This is a genomic window from Pseudomonas sp. LABIM340, from assembly GCF_040017195.2.
In the GTDB taxonomy this organism is placed as follows: domain Bacteria; phylum Pseudomonadota; class Gammaproteobacteria; order Pseudomonadales; family Pseudomonadaceae; genus Pseudomonas.
In genome coordinates, this window is the sequence record NZ_CM200227.1 from 1,070,391 (window position 1) to 1,089,024 (window position 18,634).

At 65.4% G+C, this 18,634-nt stretch carries 15 protein-coding genes; 10 read left to right on the forward strand and 5 right to left on the reverse strand.

From position 1 onward, the window contains the following. Positions 1-5 precede the first annotated feature (5 nt). Complete coding sequence (arnB, locus tag ABKS89_RS05210) at positions 6-1,145, reverse strand: UDP-4-amino-4-deoxy-L-arabinose aminotransferase (protein ID WP_348588084.1); 1,140 nt, start codon at positions 1,143-1,145, stop codon at positions 6-8. A gap of 279 nt (positions 1,146-1,424) precedes the next feature. Between arnB and ABKS89_RS05215 the strand changes: the two genes are divergently transcribed. The 4 genes from ABKS89_RS05215 (at position 1,425) to ABKS89_RS05230 (ending at position 5,863) form a co-directional block, all read left to right on the forward strand. After that, positions 1,425-3,464 (forward strand): aminotransferase class I/II-fold pyridoxal phosphate-dependent enzyme, encoded by a 2,040-nt coding sequence (locus tag ABKS89_RS05215; RefSeq protein ID WP_348588083.1) that lies wholly within the window; start codon positions 1,425-1,427, stop codon positions 3,462-3,464. 69 nt (positions 3,465-3,533) lie between these two features. Next, the gene (locus ABKS89_RS05220) at positions 3,534-4,319 is read left to right on the forward strand and encodes a transporter substrate-binding domain-containing protein (protein ID WP_138212225.1); all 786 of its coding nucleotides are present in this window, start codon (positions 3,534-3,536) and stop codon (positions 4,317-4,319) included. A gap of 73 nt (positions 4,320-4,392) precedes the next feature. Further along, positions 4,393-5,103, forward strand: coding sequence for an ABC transporter permease (locus tag ABKS89_RS05225; RefSeq protein WP_015475765.1), 711 nt, complete (start codon positions 4,393-4,395; stop codon positions 5,101-5,103). Positions 5,104-5,116: 13 nt separating this feature from the next. Continuing rightward, on the forward strand, positions 5,117-5,863 hold the full coding sequence (locus ABKS89_RS05230) for an ABC transporter permease (RefSeq protein WP_138212226.1): 747 nt from the start codon (positions 5,117-5,119) through the stop codon (positions 5,861-5,863). A 4-nt stretch (positions 5,864-5,867) separates the two neighbouring features. Here ABKS89_RS05230 and ABKS89_RS05235 read toward each other — a convergent pair whose 3' ends face one another. Then, a complete protein-coding gene (locus ABKS89_RS05235) occupies positions 5,868-6,491 on the reverse strand; it encodes a TetR/AcrR family transcriptional regulator (protein WP_348588082.1) in 624 nt (207 codons plus the stop codon). Positions 6,492-6,609: 118 nt separating this feature from the next. Between ABKS89_RS05235 and ABKS89_RS05240 the strand changes: the two genes are divergently transcribed. Continuing rightward, positions 6,610-7,623, forward strand: a complete 1,014-nt coding sequence (locus ABKS89_RS05240) for a M14 family metallopeptidase (RefSeq protein WP_348588081.1) — start codon at positions 6,610-6,612, stop codon at positions 7,621-7,623. Positions 7,624-7,829: 206 nt separating this feature from the next. Here the strand turns inward: ABKS89_RS05240 and ABKS89_RS05245 are convergent, their stop codons facing one another. Further along, on the reverse strand, positions 7,830-9,413 hold the full coding sequence (locus tag ABKS89_RS05245; protein ID WP_054906664.1) for a peptide chain release factor 3: 1,584 nt from the start codon (positions 9,411-9,413) through the stop codon (positions 7,830-7,832). A 128-nt stretch (positions 9,414-9,541) separates the two neighbouring features. Further along, positions 9,542-10,813 (reverse strand): cation:proton antiporter, encoded by a 1,272-nt coding sequence (locus ABKS89_RS05250; protein ID WP_138212229.1) that lies wholly within the window; start codon positions 10,811-10,813, stop codon positions 9,542-9,544. Positions 10,814-11,260: 447 nt separating this feature from the next. On the opposite strand from ABKS89_RS05250, the gene ABKS89_RS05255 reads away from it, so the two are divergent. The 5 genes from ABKS89_RS05255 (at position 11,261) to ABKS89_RS05275 (ending at position 16,547) form a co-directional block, all read left to right on the forward strand. Next, the gene (locus ABKS89_RS05255) at positions 11,261-11,977 is read left to right on the forward strand and encodes an ABC transporter permease (RefSeq protein WP_348588080.1); all 717 of its coding nucleotides are present in this window, start codon (positions 11,261-11,263) and stop codon (positions 11,975-11,977) included. A 26-nt stretch (positions 11,978-12,003) separates the two neighbouring features. Next, the gene (locus ABKS89_RS05260) at positions 12,004-12,942 is read left to right on the forward strand and encodes a glycine betaine ABC transporter substrate-binding protein (protein ID WP_348588079.1); all 939 of its coding nucleotides are present in this window, start codon (positions 12,004-12,006) and stop codon (positions 12,940-12,942) included. A 1-nt stretch (position 12,943) separates the two neighbouring features. Then, the gene (locus tag ABKS89_RS05265) at positions 12,944-13,609 is read left to right on the forward strand and encodes an ABC transporter permease (RefSeq protein ID WP_081517409.1); all 666 of its coding nucleotides are present in this window, start codon (positions 12,944-12,946) and stop codon (positions 13,607-13,609) included. Positions 13,610-13,611: 2 nt separating this feature from the next. Next, positions 13,612-14,778, forward strand: coding sequence for an osmoprotectant ABC transporter ATP-binding protein OsmV (locus tag ABKS89_RS05270; RefSeq protein WP_138212232.1), 1,167 nt, complete (start codon positions 13,612-13,614; stop codon positions 14,776-14,778). A gap of 605 nt (positions 14,779-15,383) precedes the next feature. Beyond that, positions 15,384-16,547, forward strand: a complete 1,164-nt coding sequence (locus ABKS89_RS05275) for a type III PLP-dependent enzyme (RefSeq protein WP_045209531.1) — start codon at positions 15,384-15,386, stop codon at positions 16,545-16,547. Positions 16,548-16,768: 221 nt separating this feature from the next. Here the strand turns inward: ABKS89_RS05275 and ABKS89_RS05280 are convergent, their stop codons facing one another. Continuing rightward, on the reverse strand, positions 16,769-18,571 hold the full coding sequence (locus ABKS89_RS05280; protein ID WP_348588078.1) for a phosphoethanolamine transferase CptA: 1,803 nt from the start codon (positions 18,569-18,571) through the stop codon (positions 16,769-16,771). Positions 18,572-18,634 lie beyond the last annotated feature (63 nt).

An 18,634-nucleotide genomic window follows, 5' to 3' on the forward strand; every position in this document is an offset into this window, starting at 1 on the left:
TGGCGTTACCGAAGCAGGGTTTCGATGGCGTCGACCACACGGTCCTGGTCGGCCTGGGTCATGTCGGGGAACAGCGGGATGGAGACGATCCGCGAGGAGTTCCACTCGGTGTTGGGCAGTTGCACGCGCGGGTAGCGCTGGCGGTAGTAGCTGTGCAGGTGGCTGCCGATGAAGTGGATGCCGCTGCCGATGCCGCGCTGCTGCAGGCCCTGCATGAAGGCGTCGCGGTCGATGCCGCAGCGCTCCTGGTCGATGCGCAGGACATACAGGTGCCAGGCGTGATGTTGCGGGTAGTCCGGCACCACCAGCGGTTGCACGGGCAGGTGCGCCAGGCGCTCGGCGTAGCCAGCGGCCAGCTCGGCGCGGCGGGCGTTGATCGCTTCGAGCTTGGGCAACTGGACCAGGGCAATGGCGGCGTTGATGTCGGTGAGGTTGTACTTGAAGCCCGGCTCCACCACCTGCGCCTGCGGCTTGCGGCCGTGGGTCAGGCGGTCGTAGGCGTCGACGCCCAGGCCGTGGAACTTCAGGGTGCGCACGCGGTTGGCCAGGACTTCGTCATCGGTGACGAACATGGCGCCCTCGGCGCAGGTGAGGTTCTTGATCGCGTGGAAGGAGAAGATCGCGGTGCCGTGCTGGCCCACCGGGCGGCCCCGGTAGAAGGTGCCGGCGGCGTGGGCGGCGTCCTCGATCACGGGGATGCCGTGGCGCAGGGCGAGCTCGTCGATCGGGTCCATGTCGCACGCCGCGCCGGCGTAGTGCACCGGGATGATGGCGCGGGTACGCGGGGTGATCGCGGCCTCGATGCGGGCGGCGTCGGTCATCAGGGTGTCACGGTCGACATCGACGAACACCGGGGTGGCGCCCAGCAGGCTGATCATGTTGACGGTGGAGACCCAGGTCTGCGACGGGGTGATCACCTCGTCGCCCGGGCCGATGCCCAGGGCCAGCAGCGCCAGGTGCATGCCGCCGGTAGCGGAGGACAGCGCGACGGCGTGGCGGCAGCCGATCGACTGGGCAAAGCGTTGCTCCAGTTCGGCGTTCTTCGGCCCGGTGGTGATCCAGCCCGAGCGCAGCACTTCATTGACTGCCTGGATCTCCTCCTCGCCGATGCTAGGGCGGGAGAAGGGGAGGAAGGGCATTTCCATGTGGGTTTCCAACGGCCGTAGCGGCTCTGTTTCAAGATGTGTAAACGCTACGGGGACGATCGTTAAGAAGCCGTTAAGTGGATGTCGTGATTCCGTTCGTCGGTCGAGTCTGCGACATGGGACATCCGAAGATAGGAAGGGCGGTGAGTGAACGGTCTGAAAACGACATGGCTGATGTCGGAAAACGCTGTTGAACACTCGTTCATCCTTGGCTATGGTGGCCCAACGCTCCTGCGGACCTTTCTGCAGGACATTCCGTCATTCGGATGAGGCCCTTGCATGCGTTATTCGTCGCTTGTGGACAGGATGGTCGGACCCGGCGTCGCTGCCTGGGACATTCACTACGCCGCCATTGCCGCCCAGCGAGCCGGCCGCGACGTGATAGTGCTCAGCGTCGGCGACCCCGATTTCGCAACCCCGGACTTCATCACCGATGCCGCCGTTTCCGCGTTGCGCGACGGCGACACCCATTACAGTGACGTGGCCGGCAAGCCCGCACTGCGCCAGGCGATCGCGGCATTGCATGAGCGGCGTTTCGGCCAGAAGGCAGGGCCTGAAAACGTCATCGTCGTCGCCGGTGCTCAAAACGGCCTGTTTGCCGCCGCGATGTGCCTGCTGGAGAAGGGCGACGAGGTCATCACCTTCGACCCGGTCTACGTCACTTACGAAGCCACGCTGAAAGCCACCGGCGCCGTGCTGGTCGGGGTACCGACCCGTCCGGAAAACGGCTTCCGCCCGCTGGCCACCGATATCGCCGCAGCGATCACCCCGCGCACGAAGGCGATCTTCCTCGCCAACCCGAGCAACCCGACCGGCGTCGTGCTGGACCGCGACGAGCTGCTGGCCATTGCCGCGCTGGCGGAGACTCACGACCTCTGGGTGGTGGTCGACGAGGTCTACGAGGGCCTGACCTTCGAGCGTGAGCACCAGAGCTTTGCCGCGCTACCCGGCATGGCCGAGCGCACCCTGAGCATCGGCAGCCTGTCGAAATCCCACGCCATGACCGGCTGGCGCGCTGGCTGGATAGTCGCCAACCCGACGCTGGTCGGGCACCTGGAAAACCTCGCGCTGAACATGTTCTACGGCCTGCCGGGCTTCGTGCAGGAAGCCGCCCTCGCGGCGGTGGAGCGTCACGACGAGGTAGTCACGACAATGCGCGAGATCTACCGCCGCCGCCGAGATCTGGTGGTCGCCGCGCTGAGCGATTGCCCACGGGTGAAGGTGCTGTCGCCCGAGGCCGGCATGTTCGTCATGGTCGATGTGCGCGACACCGGCCTCAGCTCGCTGGACTTCTCCTGGCAGCTGTTCCATGCCACTGGCGTCTCGGTGCTCGACGCAGCGGCCTTCGGCCCGCAGGCGGAGGGCTTCGTGCGGCTGTCCTTTGGCCTGAGCGACGAGAGCATGGCGGAGGCCTGTGCGCGGATCATTCGCTTCGTCGAATCCCTTCCGGCGAAGGCCAATTCCGTAGGAGCGGACTCCGTCCGTGATGTGGCCCGTGCCGAGGCGGGTCGCGGGCATGGCCCGCTCCTGCAGGAGCCGCAAGCGCAGTCCAGACCGGTGATCGAAGTGCGCGATATCCACAAGCGCTTCGGCGACTTCGAGGTGCTCAAGGGCGTGTCGCTGTCGGCGCGCGAGGGTGAGGTGATCTCGCTGATCGGCGCCAGCGGCTCGGGCAAGAGCACCCTGCTGCGCTGCATCAACATGCTGGAGATTCCCAACCAGGGCTCGGTCACCGTCAACGGCGAGACCATCGGCCTGACCCAGAACCGCCACGGCGAGCCGATGGTGGCCGACCAGAAGCAGCTCACCCGCATCCGCTCGCAGCTGGGTATGGTGTTCCAGAGCTTCAACCTGTGGCCGCACCGCACCGTGCTGGAGAACCTGATCGAGGCGCCGACCTTCGTCCTCCACGAGAGCAAGGCCGAGGCCCGCGAGCGCGCCGAGGCGCTGCTGGAGCGCGTCGGCCTGGCCGAGAAGCGCCACGAGTACCCGGCCTTCCTTTCCGGCGGCCAGCAGCAGCGCGTGGCCATTGCCCGCGCGCTGGCCGTGCGGCCGAAAGTGATGCTGTTCGACGAGCCGACCTCGGCGCTGGACCCGGAGCTGGTGGGCGAAGTGCTGAAGGTGATCCGCTCGCTGGCGGAGGAAGGGAGGACCATGATCCTGGTCACCCACGAGATGGCTTTCGCCCGCGACGTGTCCAGCCATGTGGCGTTCCTCCACAAAGGCCTGATCGAGGAAGAAGGCACCGCCGAGGAGGTTTTCTCGCGGCCGCGCAGCGAGCGCTGCCGGCAGTTCGTCAACGCGCACCAGAATCGCTGACCGATGCCGCGCTGTCGGCGCATCGATGAGCGTGACCCAACACTAAGTAAAACAATGCAGGGGATCACGATGAACAAGAAAGGTCTGTGCAATCTGATGGTGGGTGCGGCGATGCTGGTGGCCGGCGTGGCGAGTGCCCAGGCCGAGACGATCCGTTTCGCCCTGGCCGCCGAACCCTACCCGCCGTTCTCGCAGAAGCAGCCCGATGGCAGCTGGGTCGGCTTCGAGCCGGACCTTATCCACAAGGTCTGCGCCGAGATGAAAGCCACCTGCGAGATCGACGAGGTGGCCTGGGACGGCATCATCCCGGCGCTGCTGGCGAAGAAGATCGACGTGATCTTCAACTCCCTGTCGATCACCGATGAGCGCGAGAAGCAGATCGCCTTCAGCCGCCCCTACTACGACACCCCGGTGGCCGTCGCCGCGCCCCAGGCGGTGGACGTGCAGATCAGCCCCGAGGGCCTGAAGGGCAAGACCATCGGCGTGCAGATCTCCACCGTCAGCTCCAACTACCTCAAGCAGTACTACGAGAAGATCGCCGACGTGCGCTACTACGACACCCAGGACTCGGTGAACGCCGACCTGGTGGCCGGGCGCATCGACCTGATGATGGCCGACGGCATCGCCGTGGCGTCCTTCGTCAAGTCGCCGGATGCCCAGGCGGCCGGCATCGTCAACAAGGGGGAAGTGAAGTACGACCCGCTGTTCGGCCGCGGCGTCGGTGCCGGCATGCGCAAGGGCGATACCGAACTGAAGGCGAAGATGGACGAGGCCATCGGCAAGCTGCTCGCCAGCGATGACTACAAGGCGCTGTCGGACAAGTACTTCGGCATGAGCGTCGCGCCCAAGCAGTGATCCCGGCGTGAGCCGAACCCGTGCCCGCTGCGGGCACGGGGACGACCCTGAGCCTCCCACCCTGGAGACGGCCATGCAAAGCATCTTCGACCTGATCGGCTTCGGCCCAACCGGCTGGGGCCCGGCCCTGCTCAAGGGGCTGCTGGTCACCCTGCAGATTTCAGTCGGCGCCTTTCTCGTCGGCCTGCTGATCGGCCTGGCCGCGGCGAGCGCCAAGATCGGCGGACCGCGCCCGCTGGCGATGCTCGCGCGCGGCTATACCACGCTGTGCCGGGCGGTGCCGGAGCTGCTGCTGATCCTGCTGCTGTTCTACGTCGGCTCCATGGGCTTGAACCAGTTCTTCGAGTGGCTCGGCTACGGCCAGGTGAAGCTCAACGGCATGATGGTGGCCATCGTCGTGCTCGGCCTGGTGCAGGGCGCCTACGCCTCGGAAATCTTCCGTGGTGCCATCCAGTCGATTCCCTATGGCCAGATCGAAGCGGCGCGCGCCTACGGCATGCACGGCTTCGGCCTGTTCCGCCGGGTGACCCTGCCGATGATGGCGCCCAACGCGCTGGCCGGCATGGCCAACCTGTGGGTCAACCTGATCAAGGACAGTGCGCTGATCAGCGTGGTGGGCACCAACGAGCTGCTCTACACCGCCAAGCAGGCCGCCGGCTCGACCCGTCACTACCTGACCTTCTACCTCACCGCGGCGGCGCTGTATTACGTGCTCACCGTGCTTTCCAACCTGTTCGCGGGCTACCTGGAGCGGCGCTTCCGCCGCTGGATTCCGGCGGTCTGAACGAGGCGCGGCGATGAACGAACACTGGCTATTCGTCTACGGGGCCCTGCTGCTCAAGGGCCTGGGCACCACCCTGGTGATCCTGCTGATTTCCGCGACGCTGGGCTTCGTGCTGGCGCTGGGTGTGGCGCTGGCGCGGATGTCGCGCAACTTCCTGGTCTCGCGCCTCGCGCTGGCGTACACCAGCGTGATTCGCGGCACGCCGCTGCTGGTGCAGATCTACATCTTCTACTACGGCCTGGGCAGCCTGTTCGCGCAGTTCCCGCTGATCCGCGGCAGCTTCCTCTGGCCGTACCTGCGCGATGGCTTCTGGTACATCGTGATCGCGCTGATCCTCTCGGTCGGCGCCTACGTCGGCGAGGTGGTGCGCGGCGGCCTGAAGGCCGTGCCGCGTGGCGAGCTGGAAGCCGCTTCGGCGTTCGGCATGAACCGCACGCTGGTGCTCTACCGCGTGTGGCTGCCGCGGGCGATTCGCCTGCTGCTGCCGACGCTGGCGGGGGAGAGCGTGATGCTGCTCAAGTCCACCGCGCTGGCTTCCACCATTGCCGTGGTCGACCTGCTCGGCGCCGCCAACGTGGTGCGTGCGCAGACCTTCCAGATCTATGAGCCGCTGCTGCTGGTGGCGGCGATCTATGTCTGCCTGACCTTCATCATCGAAGCGCTGTTTGCCGTGCTGGAGCGCGCCACGCCGGTTCGCCGCGAGCAGAAGACGACGCAGCGTTCATGGCTGGGCAAGCGAAGGCCGCGTACGGCCGTGTGAGCGATTACGCGTAGGCGCCGCGGCGGAGTCCCTCCACCCAGCAACGGCTGAGTTCGAGGCCGTCGGCGGCGCTGAAGGTCGAGGGATTCAGACACCACTCCAGCCACAGTCCGTCGAGCATGGCGGAGAGGCCGATGGCGGCGAGGCGCGGGCGCGCCACGCTGAAACCCTCGGCGCTGGCGAGTTCGCTGATGAGTTTTTCCAGGATCGCGAGGTAGCTGTGGTAGCCGCGCTCGTGCGCCTCGTTCACCGGTGGCGAGTGGCGGATCAGGCTCCAGAACACCACCCAGGGGCTGAGCAGGTCGGGGTCCAGCACCTGGGGTGAGAAGGAGCCGGTGAGGAAGGCTTCCATGCGCACGGCCGGGTCGTGGCCGACTGCGTCGACCTGCTGGTAGAGCGCCTGGGTGACCTCGCTGGCGAGGGTTTCGTAGGCCTGGGCGACCAGGGCGTCGATGCTGCCGAAATGGTGGTTCACCAGGCCCACTGCGACGCCGGCTTCCTTGGCGATGCGGCGCACCGAGATACCCGCATGGCCATCGGCGACCAGGCACTTGAGGCAGGCGCGGACCAGGTGGTCGCGGCGTTCCTCGGAGGTGGCGCGCTGGGCTTTCTGGCGGGGGATATCCAAGGGCGGGCGTCCTGTTAGCGTGGTGCCGGTACGCGGCGAACGGGTTCGATACTAGGAGGCGCTGGCGAAGATTTCCATGGGCTTTTCGGACAGACACAGGACAGAGGAGGCAGTGCAAATGATCGAGGACGTATCCTTCAGCGTACCCGGTGATTCCGGTGCCGAGCTGCGCGTGCGCGCCTGGCGTATCGATGGCGGCAGGCCGGGGCCGAAGGTGCACCTGCAGGCTGGCGTGCATGCCGATGAAATCGCCGGGATGCTGGTGCTGCACGAGCTGCTGCCACGCCTGCGCGATGCCGCCGAACGCGGTGTGCTCAATGGCAGTGTGACGGTGGTGCCGCAGGCCAATCCCTTCGGCATTGCGCAGTTCCGCCAGGGACGGATTCTCGGTCGCAACCACGACGCGACCTCGCGCAATTTCAATCGTGGCTTCATTGCCTCGGCGGCCGCCAGCGGCACGCTGGATAACCTCACGCTGTGGCAGAAGCGCGTGGCCGAACTGGCCGCACCGGCGGACATCGTTCTCGACCTGCACACCGACGATGAGGCGCTGCAGTATGTCTACATCCACGAGTGCTTCTGGCCTGCCGCGCAGGACCTCGCCGCCGCGCTCCGCGCGGAGCTGGCGATCATCTGGGAAGGCGATGGCGACGGCGCGTTCGAGGAGGTGGTGATCGCCCCGTGGCTGGCCGAACAGCGCTTCGCCGGACGCCTGGTGGCAACCGTCGAACTGCGCGGCCAGGGCGACGTCAGCGATGCGCTGGCACAGCAGGATGTCGATGGTCTCTACCGCTTCCTCGGCGCCCGTGGCGTGGTCACCGACGCCGGGCCGTTGCCGGAGTGGAAGGGCGTCGCCACGCCCATGGGGTTCATGGAAACCGTGTTCGCCCCCGCGGCCGGCGTGCTGGTCTTCGAGCGGGAACTGGGCGAGTGGATCGAGGCGGGCGAGCGCTTCGGCCGCATCGTCTCCCGCCCCGGCGACGCCAGCAGCGAGCACATCCTGCGCGCACCACAGAGCGGGCTGCTTGCCACACGCTATCGCGACCGGCTGATCCCGCAGGGCGCCATCGCCGCCAAGCTGACCGGCAGTGCGACTTCCAGCACCTGGCGTTCCGGTGCGCTCGATCCGTGAGTGGCTGTCGCGTGCGTCCTGCGGGATGGCACGCCGTTCCCTGTAGGAGCGCCCCATGGACGCGATCGCGGGCATGGCCCGCTCCTACAGGGTACCCGGTGCGAGCACGGCACGGGCACGGACGTGTCCAGGTGAATGCAGTGGTTCCAGCCGGCGGCACCAATGAAAACGCCCGCACAAGGCGGGCGTTTTCGTGAGCGGCGAACTCAGTGGTGTTCGCGGGTGGCGCGGAAGGTGATGTCCGGCCAGCGCTCTTCCATCAGGCTCAGGTTCACGCGGGTCGGGGCCAGGTAGGTGAGGTGGCCGCCGCCGTCCACGGACAGGTTCTCGAAGGCCTTGTCCTTGAACTCCTTGAGCTTCTTCTCGTCCTTGCACTCGATCCAGCGCGCGGACCAGACGTTGATCTGCTCGTAGGCGCACTCGACCTTGTATTCCTCTTTCAGGCGGCTGGCGACGACGTCGAACTGCAGCACGCCGACGGCGCCGAGGATGATGTCGTTGTTGCGCTCGGGGAAGAACACCTGGGTGGCGCCTTCCTCGGCCAGTTCCTGCAGGCCCTGGCGCAGTTGCTTGGACTTGAGCGGGTCCTTCAGGCGCACGCGGCGGAACAGTTCCGGGGCGAAGTGCGGGATGCCGGTGAAGCCCAGCGCCTCGCCTTCGGTGAAGGTGTCGCCGATCTGGATGGTGCCGTGGTTGTGCAGGCCGATGATGTCGCCGGCGAAGGCCTCTTCCAGCTGCTCACGCTCGCTGGAGAAGAAGGTCAGCGCGTCGGCGATCTTCACGTCCTTGCCCAGGCGCACGTGGCGCATCTTCATGCCCTTCTCGTACTTGCCCGAGCAGATGCGCATGAAGGCGATGCGGTCGCGGTGCTTGGGGTCCATGTTCGCCTGGATCTTGAACACGAAGCCGGAGAACTTCTCCTCGGTCGGCGCCACGGTGCGTTCGTGGGCGCCACGCTCCAGCGGTTGCGGGGCCCAGTCGACGATGCAGTCGAGCACCTGGTCGACACCGAAGTTGCCCAGCGCGGTACCGAAGAACACCGGGGTCATCTCGCCCTTGAGGAAGGCGTCCTTGTCGAACTCGTGGCAGGCGCCCTGCACCAGTTCCAGCTCTTCGAGGAAGTTGTCGTAGAGGTCGCCCAGGTGCGCGCGTGCTTCGTCCGAGTCAAGCTTGTCGATGACCTTGGTCTCGATGCGCTCGTGGCCGTGGCCCGGCACGTAGACGATGATCTTGTCCTGGGCGAGGTGATACACGCCCTTGAAGTCGCGGTAGCAACCGATCGGCCAGGTGATCGGCGCGGCCTTGATCTTCAGTACCGCTTCGATTTCGTCGAGCAGCTCGATCGGGTCGCGGATGTCGCGGTCGAGTTTGTTGATGAAGCTGACGATGGGCGTGTCGCGCAGGCGGCAGACTTCCATCAGGGCGATGGTACGCGGCTCGACGCCCTTGCCGCCGTCGAGGACCATCAGTGCCGAGTCCACCGCGGTCAGGGTGCGGTAGGTGTCTTCGGAGAAGTCTTCGTGGCCGGGGGTGTCGAGCAGGTTGATCATGTGCTCGCGGTAGGGGAACTGCATCACCGAGGTGGTGATGGAGATGCCGCGTTGCTTCTCCATCTCCATCCAGTCGGAGGTGGCGTGGCGGTCGGACTTGCGCGACTTCACGGTACCGGCGACGGCAATCGCCTTGCCCATCAGCAGGAGCTTCTCGGTAATGGTGGTCTTACCGGCGTCGGGGTGGGAAATGATCGCGAACGTGCGGCGCTTCGCGACTTCGGCGGCTTGGATGCTCATGGATGGGTGCCTGGTCGATTCGGTGAAGACGGGCGGCGAGCGGCCCGAAAAACGCGGGATTATAGCCTGATTCGAGGCGTCGCCGGCAGACCCGGCGACGCAAGGCTCAAGGCCCCTGGAGAGCGCCGTCAGTGGTGGCTGTCGGCGGCGGGCTCGGCGCCCTTGTAGATGCGCCGCACCAGCGGGCCGATGGACAGGCCCTGGAGCAGGATCGACACCAGCACCACCACGTAGGTCAGGCTGAGGATCAGGTCGCGCTGCTCGCCCAGCGGCAGGGACAGCGCCAGGGCTACCGAGACGCCACCGCGCAGGCCGCCCCAGACGAGGATGCGGATGGTGCCGGCAGGTACCTGGCGGCGGCCGTTTTCCCGCTGGCGCAGCACGAGGATGGCCGGGGCCACGGTGAGCAGGCGGGAGATCAGCACCGCGCCGCCGAGGACGAAGGCGGCGACCACGTGCAGCCAGTTGAACGGCAGCAGGAGCAGCTCCAGGCCGATCAGGGCGAACAGCAGGGCGTTGAGGATCTCGTCGATCAGCTCCCAGAATTTGTCGATGTAGCGCCGCGTCTCGTCGGACATGGCGTACTGCCGCGCCTGGTTGCCGATGATCAGGCCGGCCACCACCATGGCGATCGGCGCCGACACGTGCAGGCGCGCAGCCAGCGCCGCGCCGCCGATCACCAGGGCCAGGGTGAGCATGACTTCCACCTGGTACTGGTCGATACCGCGCATCATCAGGAACACCCCGTAGCCCAGCGCCGCGCCGAACAGGATGCCGCCAATGGCCTCCTGCACGAACAGCCAGGCGATGGTGGAGGCGGTGGGTGTCTCGCCGGCCAGCAGGATGCCCAGCAGGATGGTGAAGACCACCACGGCGGTGCCGTCGTTGAACAGCGATTCGCCGACGATGGTGGTGGCCAGCGGCTTGGGCGCACCGGCGGACCTGAGGATGCCCAGCACCGCGATGGGGTCGGTGGGCGAGATCAGCGCGCCGAACAGCAGGCAGTAGATGAAGTCCACGTGCCAGCCGAAGAGGGCGAAGGTGTAGTAGGCCAGGTAGCCGATCACGGTGGTGGCGATCAGCACCCCAAAGGTGGCCAGCAGGCCGATGGGCCACTTGTAGTTGCGCAGGTCGGCGAGGTTCACGTGCAGCGCGCCGGCGAACAGCAGGGCGGGCAGGAACCAGGTCATCAGCACGTCGGAGAAGTCGATGCGGCTGATGATCTGCTGCATCTCGACTTCCAGGACCGGGTAGCCGAGCAGCGACATGCCCTGGGCGATGAAGGAGAACACCAGGGCGGTGGCCATGACGCCGATGGTCGGCGGCAGGCGGACGAAGCGGTAGTTGACGTAGGTGAGCAGGGTGGTCAGCGCGATGAACGCCGCAGCCAGATCAAGCATGGTGATGGATCTCCGTGGTAGGCAAGACGCCGGCCCCGAGTGACCTATCCATGGGTCGGGGGCACGCGAAAGGAACCCGATGATAACCGCTGAGCGAAACCGCGTGCGTCTTCGCCGGGCGCATTCGGCGTTGGGCAAGCGGTGAGGGGCGATGGTTCAGCCGGATCGGCGGTTTTTTTGAAAATAATTTTGTCGCCCGCAGGCCCCGGACCATGGGGACTGACGCCGATTTCGCCTGCGCGCGATGGCACAAAGATGGCAATTTTATTGAACGTAAGCGCACGGACGGGGGTCCACCCCTTCGCGACGGCAATCCGTAAAGGCTTCTGCAAGTGCTTGATTCCCGTCGCGTTTAATCGCGGTCCCAACTAGCTTTCTGGACGGGATCGAGCGTCAAGTGAGCGTGGCGATGCCAGTCGCCGCGCACCCGAAGGGAGTCCCCCAACCATGGTGAAGTCCACCACGGGCAAGGCCCTGTTCGGCGTCTGCTTTGCAGTCGTTGTGCTGGCCCTGCTGATCCACTGGATCACCCCTGCCACCTTGTGGCAGTACCGCGAAGACCTGCTGTTCTACCTGCAGGCACACCTGTTCCTGGTGTTCGTGTCCATGCTGGCCGCCGTCGCGGTCGGTATCCCCGCCGGTATCCTGCTCAGCCGGCCCGCCCTGCAGGGGCAGGCCGAACGCCTGATGCAGGTGTTCAACGTCGGCAACACCATCCCGCCGCTGGCTGTACTGGCCATTGCCCTGGCGATAGTCGGGATCGGCAACGGCCCGGCGATCCTCGCCCTGTTCCTCGCATCCTTGCTGCCCATCGTGCGCAACACCTACGAAGGCCTGCGCGCCGTGCCGGCCTCGCTCAAGGAAGCGGCCACCGGTATCGGCATGACCCCGCGCCAGGTGCTGCTGCGTGTCGAGCTGCCCAATGCCGTTCCGCTGATCATGGGTGGCGTGCGCATCGCCCTGGCGCTGAACGTCGGTTCCGCCCCGCTGGCCTTCCTGATCGGCGCCAACAGCCTGGGCAGCCTGATCTTCCCCGGCATCGCCCTGGACGACCAGTCCAAGCTGCTGCTCGGCGCCGTGTGCACCGCGCTGCTGGCGCTGGTGCTCGATGGCCTGGTGGTACTGTTCAGCCGCAGCGTGCTGGAGCGGGGGCTGACGCAATGAAAGCTCTCGACTTCAAAGGATCGGGTATGAAACGACTGCTCGGCGCCCTGGGCCTGCTGCTCGCCGTCGCTACCGGGACGGCGCACGCAGCCGATGTGATCCGCATCGGCGGCAAGCCGTTCACCGAACAGCGCATCCTCACCGCCATCACCGCGCAGTACCTGCAGAGCAAGGGCTACGACGTGAAGGTCACCAACGGCCTGGGCAGCACCCTGGCGCGCAGCGCCCAGCAGAGCGGACAGCTGGATCTGGTCTGGGAGTACACCGGCTCGTCGCTGATCGTCTACAACAAGGTCAAGGACAAGCTGGACGCCCAGCAGTCCCTGGCCAAGGTCCGCGAGCTGGACGGCAAGAAGGGCCTGGTCTGGCCCAAGCCGGCGCCGTTCAACAACACCTATGCGCTGGCGATGCCCGAGGAGCAGGCCGAGCAACTCGGTGTGCGCACCCTCAGCGACCTGGCGCGGGTGATGAAGGAGCAGGGCGCGAAGCAGACCCACCTGTTCGCCATGGACCCGGAATTCGCCGGGCGTCCCGATGGCCTCGGGCCGATGAGCGAGCTGTACGGCTTCCACTTCACCCGCGACGACGTGCGGCAGATGGATGCCGGGCTGGTCTACACCGCGTTGAAGAACCGCCAGGTGTTCGTCGGTCTCGTCTACACCACCGATGGCCGCCTGAAGGACTTCAAGCTGCGCGTGCTGGAAGACGACAAGCACTTCTTCCCCTTCTACAACGCCGCGCCGGTGCTGCGCGCCGATACGCTGGAAAAGCACCCGGAGCTGAAGACCCTGTTCGAGCCCATCTCCGACCTGCTCGACGACAAGACCATGCAGGCGCTCAACGCCCAGGTCGACATCGAACAGGAGCCGCCGCAGCGCGTGGCGCAGAAGTTCCTGCGCGAGCACAAGTTGCTGGGCGACAAGGCCCAGTCCACCAATGACCAGCCCGCCGGGGAGGAGAACTGACATGGACTTCATGACCGTGATTTCCCGCCTGGACTGGACCCAGGTCGGGCAACTGACGCTGCAGCACCTGATGCTGGTGTCCATCGCCGTGGGCCTGGCGATCATCGTCGGCGTGCCGCTGGGCGTGCTGATGACGCGCTTCCGCTGGCTCGCCGGGCCGCTGCAGGGCGCCGCCACCGTGGTGCTGACCATCCCGTCCATCGCGCTGTTCGGCCTGATGCTGCCGCTCTACTCGAAGATCGGCCAGGGCCTCGGCCCGCTGCCGGCGATCACCGCGGTGTTCCTCTATTCGCTGCTGCCGATCCTGCGCAACACCTACCTCGCGCTGACCAATGTCGAACCCGGCATCCGCGAAGCCGGCAAGGGCATCGGCATGACCTTCTGGCAGCGCCTGCGGATGGTCGACATCCCCATCGCCGTGCCGGTGATCCTCGCCGGCGTGCGTACCGCCGTGGTGATGAACATCGGCGTGATGACCATCGCCGCGGTGATCGGCGCCGGTGGCCTGGGCGTCCTCATCCTCAATTCCATCAGCCAATCCAACATGCCCATGCTGGTGGTCGGCGCCGTGCTGGTGAGCCTCTTGGCCATCGCCGCCGACCTGCTGCTGCAATGGCTGCAGCGTGCGCTCACCCCGAAGGGCCTGCGCCCGCAGACAGGAGACTGAACATGATCGAACTCGACCAACTGACCAAGACCTTCACGCTCAAGGACGGCAAGGAATTCCGTGCCGTCGACAAGGTCAGCCTGACTGTGGAGAAGGGCGAGATCTGCGTGTTCCTCGGCCCCTCCGGCTGCGGCAAGACCACCACGCTGAAGATGATCAACCGGATCATCCAGCCCACCTCCGGGCGTGTGCTGATCGACGGCCAGGACACCGCCGAACTGGACGAGGTGACCCTGCGCCGGCAGATCGGCTACGTGATCCAGCAGATCGGCCTGTTCCCCAACATGACCATCGAGGAAAACATCATGGTCGTGCCGCGCCTGCTCGGCTGGGACAAGCAGAAGTGCAAGGAGAAGGCGCGCGAGCTGATGGCCATGGTCAAGCTCGAGCCCAAGCAGTACCTGTCGCGTTACCCGCGCGAGCTGTCCGGCGGGCAGCAACAGCGTATCGGCGTGATCCGCGCGCTGGCGGCCGACGCGCCGCTGCTGCTGATGGACGAGCCGTTCGGTGCGGTGGACCCGATCAACCGCGAGTCGATCCAGAACGAGTTCTTCGAGCTGCAGCGCAAGCTGGGCATGACCGTGATCATGGTCAGCCACGACATCGACGAGGCCATCAAGCTGGGCGACAAGGTGGCCGTGTTCAAGAGCGGCCGCCTGCTCCAGTACGATCACCCGGACACCCTGCTGGCGCACCCGGCGGACGAGTTCGTCAGCGCCTTCACCGGCCAGGACAGCACCTTGAAGCGTCTGCTGCTGGTGCGTGCCGAGGATGCCGCCGACAGCAGCATCGTCACCGCCAACCCGCAGACCAGCGTCGCCGAAGCGCTGGAGAAGATGGAGGAAGACGACCGCCGCTACCTGGTGGTGGTCGACGCCAACGGCAAGGGGCTGGGCTACGTGCGCCGCAAGGACATGCGCCGCAAGGAAGGCGCGTGCAGCGACTTCCTCAACGAGTTCCGCGTGACCGCCAGCCACGACGAGCACCTGCGCATCCTGTTGTCGCGCATGTACGAGTTCAACAGCTCGTGGCTGCCGGTGCTGGATGCCGAGGGGCAGTTCCTCGGCGAGGTGACGCAGGAGTCGATCGCCGATTACCTGAGCTCGGGCCGCTCGCGTGGGCGCAAGACCAACATCGTGTCGCCGGCGGAGGTTGCTCAGGCTTCCTGATATTTCCAGCGGGCACGTGCCCCTCACCCTAACCCTCTCCCGGAGGGAGAGGGGACCGTCCGCGGTTTGTTGCCAGGCCAGCGTCAGCCTGTCCATCTGCGGCAAACTTCCGGCCTGCTCGGATTACCCCCTCTCCCTTTGGGAGAGGGCAGGGGTGAGGGGATGGCCCCCGCTCCGAAATTCCCGAAAAATCCCCTCCCGCACCACCCATCCCAAACAGCTGAACTCCCCCCTCTGTCACCGGTCGTTAACTCAGTAGGACGATGATGCAGAAACGCGTCGAAAGCCCCGTTCTGTGCGGTATTCCGTGCATTTTGTTGAGTATCCAAAACAGTCAACCGGCAGTGCGACAAAGGGATGCGAAAAAGCGGCAATTCAGGGTTGAACTCAGTGACTTCAGGTCCTAAAGTTCGCGCCCGAACGTCCATGCTGGAAACGATCCATCCGGCTCAAGTACTGACGACGAGAGGCACCGGCTCCATTGACCGGTACCGGTGATACTCGGCGACATGCCTTGGGAAGTAGGCGAACCAAAGTGGGGAAACGGATTCGACGTTCAGCTTCACCCCTACGAATAACCTGTTCTGCCATTTGGAGTCCCAACCATGTCCATCAAGGTCGAGGATTACTTCGCCCCCGAAACCTTCCAGCGTATGAAGGCGTTTGCCGACAAGCAGGAAACCCCCTTCGTCGTCATCGACAAGCAGACCATCGCCGATGCCTACGACCAGCTGACCGGCTGCTTCCCGTTCGCCAAGATCTACTACGCAGTGAAGGCCAATCCGGCCACCGAGATCACCGAACTGCTGCGCGACAAGGGTTCGAACTTCGACATCGCCTCCATCTATGAGCTGGACAAGGTGATGAAGACCGGCGTGCGCGCCGAGCAGATCAGCTACGGCAACACCATCAAGAAAGCCCGCGACATCCGCTACTTCTATGAGAAGGGCGTGCGCCTGTTCGCCACCGACTCCGAAGCCGACCTGCGCAACATCGCCAAGGCCGCGCCGGGCTCCAAGGTCTACGTGCGCATCCTCACCGAAGGCTCCACCTCGGCTGACTGGCCGCTGTCGCGCAAGTTCGGCTGCCAGTCCGACATGGCCATGGACCTGCTGGTGCTGGCCCGCGACCTGGGCCTGGTGCCCTACGGTGTGTCCTTCCACGTGGGTTCGCAGCAGCGCGACATCGGCGTGTGGGACGCAGCCATCGCCAAGGTGAAGGTCATTTTCGAGCGCCTGAAGGAAGAAGACGGCATCGAGCTGAAGCTGATCAACATGGGCGGCGGCTTCCCGGCCAACTACATCGCCAAGACCAACAGCCTGGAAACCTACGCGGAAGAAATCATCCGCTTCCTCAAGGAAGACTTCGGCGACGAACTGCCGGAAATCATCCTGGAGCCGGGCCGCTCGCTGATCGCCAACGCCGGCATCCTGGTCAGTGAAGTCGTGCTGGTGGCGCGCAAGTCGCGTACCGCGGTCGAGCGCTGGGTGTTCACCGACGTAGGCAAGTTCTCCGGCCTGATCGAAACCATGGACGAGTCCATCAAGTTCCCGATCCACGTGGAGAAGGCGGGCGAGTTGGAAGAAGTGGTGATCGCCGGTCCGACCTGCGACAGCGCGGACATCATGTACGAGCACTACAAGTACGGCCTGCCCCTGAACCTGGCTGCTGGTGACCGCCTGTACTGGCTGTCCACTGGCGCCTACACCACCAGCTACAGTGCGGTGGAATTCAACGGCTTCCCGCCGCTGAAGGCCTTCTACCTGTAAGCCATGCTGTCCTGAAAAGGCCCCGCTGATGCGGGGCTTTTTCTTTTCTGCCGTTCTGTACCGCGACTGCGCGCTACGGGTTGAATCCGCCGCGCGCTGTTGCAGGAGCGGGCCATGCCCGCGGTCGCGCCCATGGGGCGCTCCTGCAGGTTGAATTCATTGTTGGGGCACAATTAAAAACGCCCCGCAGGGGCGGGGCGTTTCATCGCATCGCGGGAGACTCAACCCTCCTTGGGTTGCGTCTGCACTGGAGCCTGGGCCGTCGCGGGAGCCTTGGCGTCCTTGGCGATTTCCTGCTCCGGCGCGGCCTTGTCCTGCGGCAGCTTGTCGAACTCGTGCAGACCGTCCTTCTTGTACGGGTCGCCGATCCAGCGCGGGGCGGCGGCGAACTGCTCGTTCACCAGGCTCTTGGCCGGTTCGTAACGGTCGTAGCTCAGGCCGGCGAGGTCCGACAGCGTGTGGATCAGGTGCGAGCTGCTGTAGGAGCGGTTGGCCACTGCCTGCAGGTCGCGCGGGTGCTCGGCCTGCCAGCTCGGCGAAGTCCAGACCATGAACGGAATGGTGTACATCGGCCGGGTCGGGTCCATCTCGTTGCGGCCCAGACGGTCGTGGTTGCCCGAGCTGTAGACCTCCTCGCCGTGGTCGGAGAGGTAGAGCATGAAGCCGTTGGCGTTGGCGGCCGAATAGCGCTTGATCAGGCTCGACACCACGAAGTCGTTGTAGCGCACCGCGTTGTCGTAGAAGTTGTAGGTCTCCACCTGGTCATCCGACAGCGCCGAAGGCACGCCCTGGCGGTCCTTGAAGTGGGCGAACTCGTCCGGATAGCGGTAGCGGTAGTCCATGTGCGTGCCCAGCAGGTGGATCACGATGAACTTCTTCTGCGCCGGGTCCTTCAGGGCCTTCTCGAACGGGTCCAGCACCACGCCGTCGTACTGGCTGGCGTTCTGGTTGCGCTGGTTGTTCAGGTACACCGGCTCGTCCGTCTGCTGGGAGAAGGTGGTGAGCATGGTGTTGCGCTTGGTCATCGTCTGCTGGTTGGTGATCCAGAAGGTCTTGTAGCCCGCCTGTTTCATCAGGTTGATCAGCGACGGATCGGTGAGGAACCTGTCCGGGTTCTGCTCATCGCCGAAGGTGAGGATCTGCTGCATCACCTCGATGGTGTAGGGGCGCGGCGCGACCACGTTGTTGAACACGGTCAGGCCCTGGCCGCTGGCGGCGAGGGCGTCGAGGTTCGGCGTGGTGTCGCGGCCGTAGCCATACAGGTGCATGTGCTGGCGGGTAGTGGATTCGCCCAGCACCAGGACCAGGGTGCGCGGTTCGTTGCCGCTGCTGTCCTTGAGGTTCTGCAGGGGCGGCAGGGAGGCGTTCTGCTGCAACAGTTTCTGCATGTTGTCCAGCTGCTGGCGGTACTGGACGTAGCCGACCACCAACTGCCACGGTACGGCCGGCTCCATGCGCGACTGCACCTTTTCCACGGCCTGGGCGAAGGTGCGCTCCTGGGTGACCATCTGCTTGTAGAAGGGGTAGAACAGGTTCAGCACGACCAGCAGCACGGCCAGCGGCACGCGGGCGTAGGCCGGCATGCTGATCGGGCGGATGCGCTTCCAGAGCACCACGGCGACCACGCTGTAGGCCAGCAGTGCCAGGCACAGCCAGAGGCTGAAGTACTGGCTGAAGTACTCGCCGGCTTCGGCGGTGTTCGACTCGAACATCACGAAGATGACGCTCTGCGAGAACTCCTGCTTGTAGATGCCGAAGTAGCTCAGGCCCACCAGCGAGGCGCCCCAGAGCACCAGGCCGATGACGGCGGCGATGCCCCTGGTGAAGCGCGGCAGCAGCAGCGGCGGTGCGAGCCACAGGCTGCTGAGGAAGAACGCGTCACGGAAGCCGGCAAAGCCGGTGGTGCCGCTGAACAGGATCAGCGCCTGGGTAACTCCGGAGAAGTACCAGAAGAACAGCAGGAGCCAGCCCAGGGCGGCCCAGTCCACGCGTTTGCGCGCTACGGGGGATGTGGTGTTCGACACTTGCGCCTCGTCGTTACGTGGCGGCTGCCGAACGCTCCGGCAGCCAGGTTAGCCGGCAAAGCT

Bases quoted from the DNA above. Each gene is read 5' to 3' on its own strand.
- arnB (WP_348588084.1), bottom strand. From the start codon at position 1,145: ATGGAAATGCCCTTCCTCCCCTTCTCCCGCCCTAGCATCGGCGAGGAG.
- ABKS89_RS05215 (WP_348588083.1), top strand. From the start codon at position 1,425: ATGCGTTATTCGTCGCTTGTGGACAGGATGGTCGGACCCGGCGTCGCT.
- ABKS89_RS05220 (WP_138212225.1), top strand. From the start codon at position 3,534: ATGAACAAGAAAGGTCTGTGCAATCTGATGGTGGGTGCGGCGATGCTG.
- ABKS89_RS05225 (WP_015475765.1), top strand. From the start codon at position 4,393: ATGCAAAGCATCTTCGACCTGATCGGCTTCGGCCCAACCGGCTGGGGC.
- ABKS89_RS05230 (WP_138212226.1), top strand. From the start codon at position 5,117: ATGAACGAACACTGGCTATTCGTCTACGGGGCCCTGCTGCTCAAGGGC.
- ABKS89_RS05240 (WP_348588081.1), top strand. From the start codon at position 6,610: ATGATCGAGGACGTATCCTTCAGCGTACCCGGTGATTCCGGTGCCGAG.
- ABKS89_RS05245 (WP_054906664.1), bottom strand. From the start codon at position 9,413: ATGAGCATCCAAGCCGCCGAAGTCGCGAAGCGCCGCACGTTCGCGATC.
- ABKS89_RS05250 (WP_138212229.1), bottom strand. From the start codon at position 10,813: ATGCTTGATCTGGCTGCGGCGTTCATCGCGCTGACCACCCTGCTCACC.
- ABKS89_RS05255 (WP_348588080.1), top strand. From the start codon at position 11,261: ATGGTGAAGTCCACCACGGGCAAGGCCCTGTTCGGCGTCTGCTTTGCA.
- ABKS89_RS05260 (WP_348588079.1), top strand. From the start codon at position 12,004: ATGAAACGACTGCTCGGCGCCCTGGGCCTGCTGCTCGCCGTCGCTACC.
- ABKS89_RS05265 (WP_081517409.1), top strand. From the start codon at position 12,944: ATGGACTTCATGACCGTGATTTCCCGCCTGGACTGGACCCAGGTCGGG.
- ABKS89_RS05270 (WP_138212232.1), top strand. From the start codon at position 13,612: ATGATCGAACTCGACCAACTGACCAAGACCTTCACGCTCAAGGACGGC.
- ABKS89_RS05275 (WP_045209531.1), top strand. From the start codon at position 15,384: ATGTCCATCAAGGTCGAGGATTACTTCGCCCCCGAAACCTTCCAGCGT.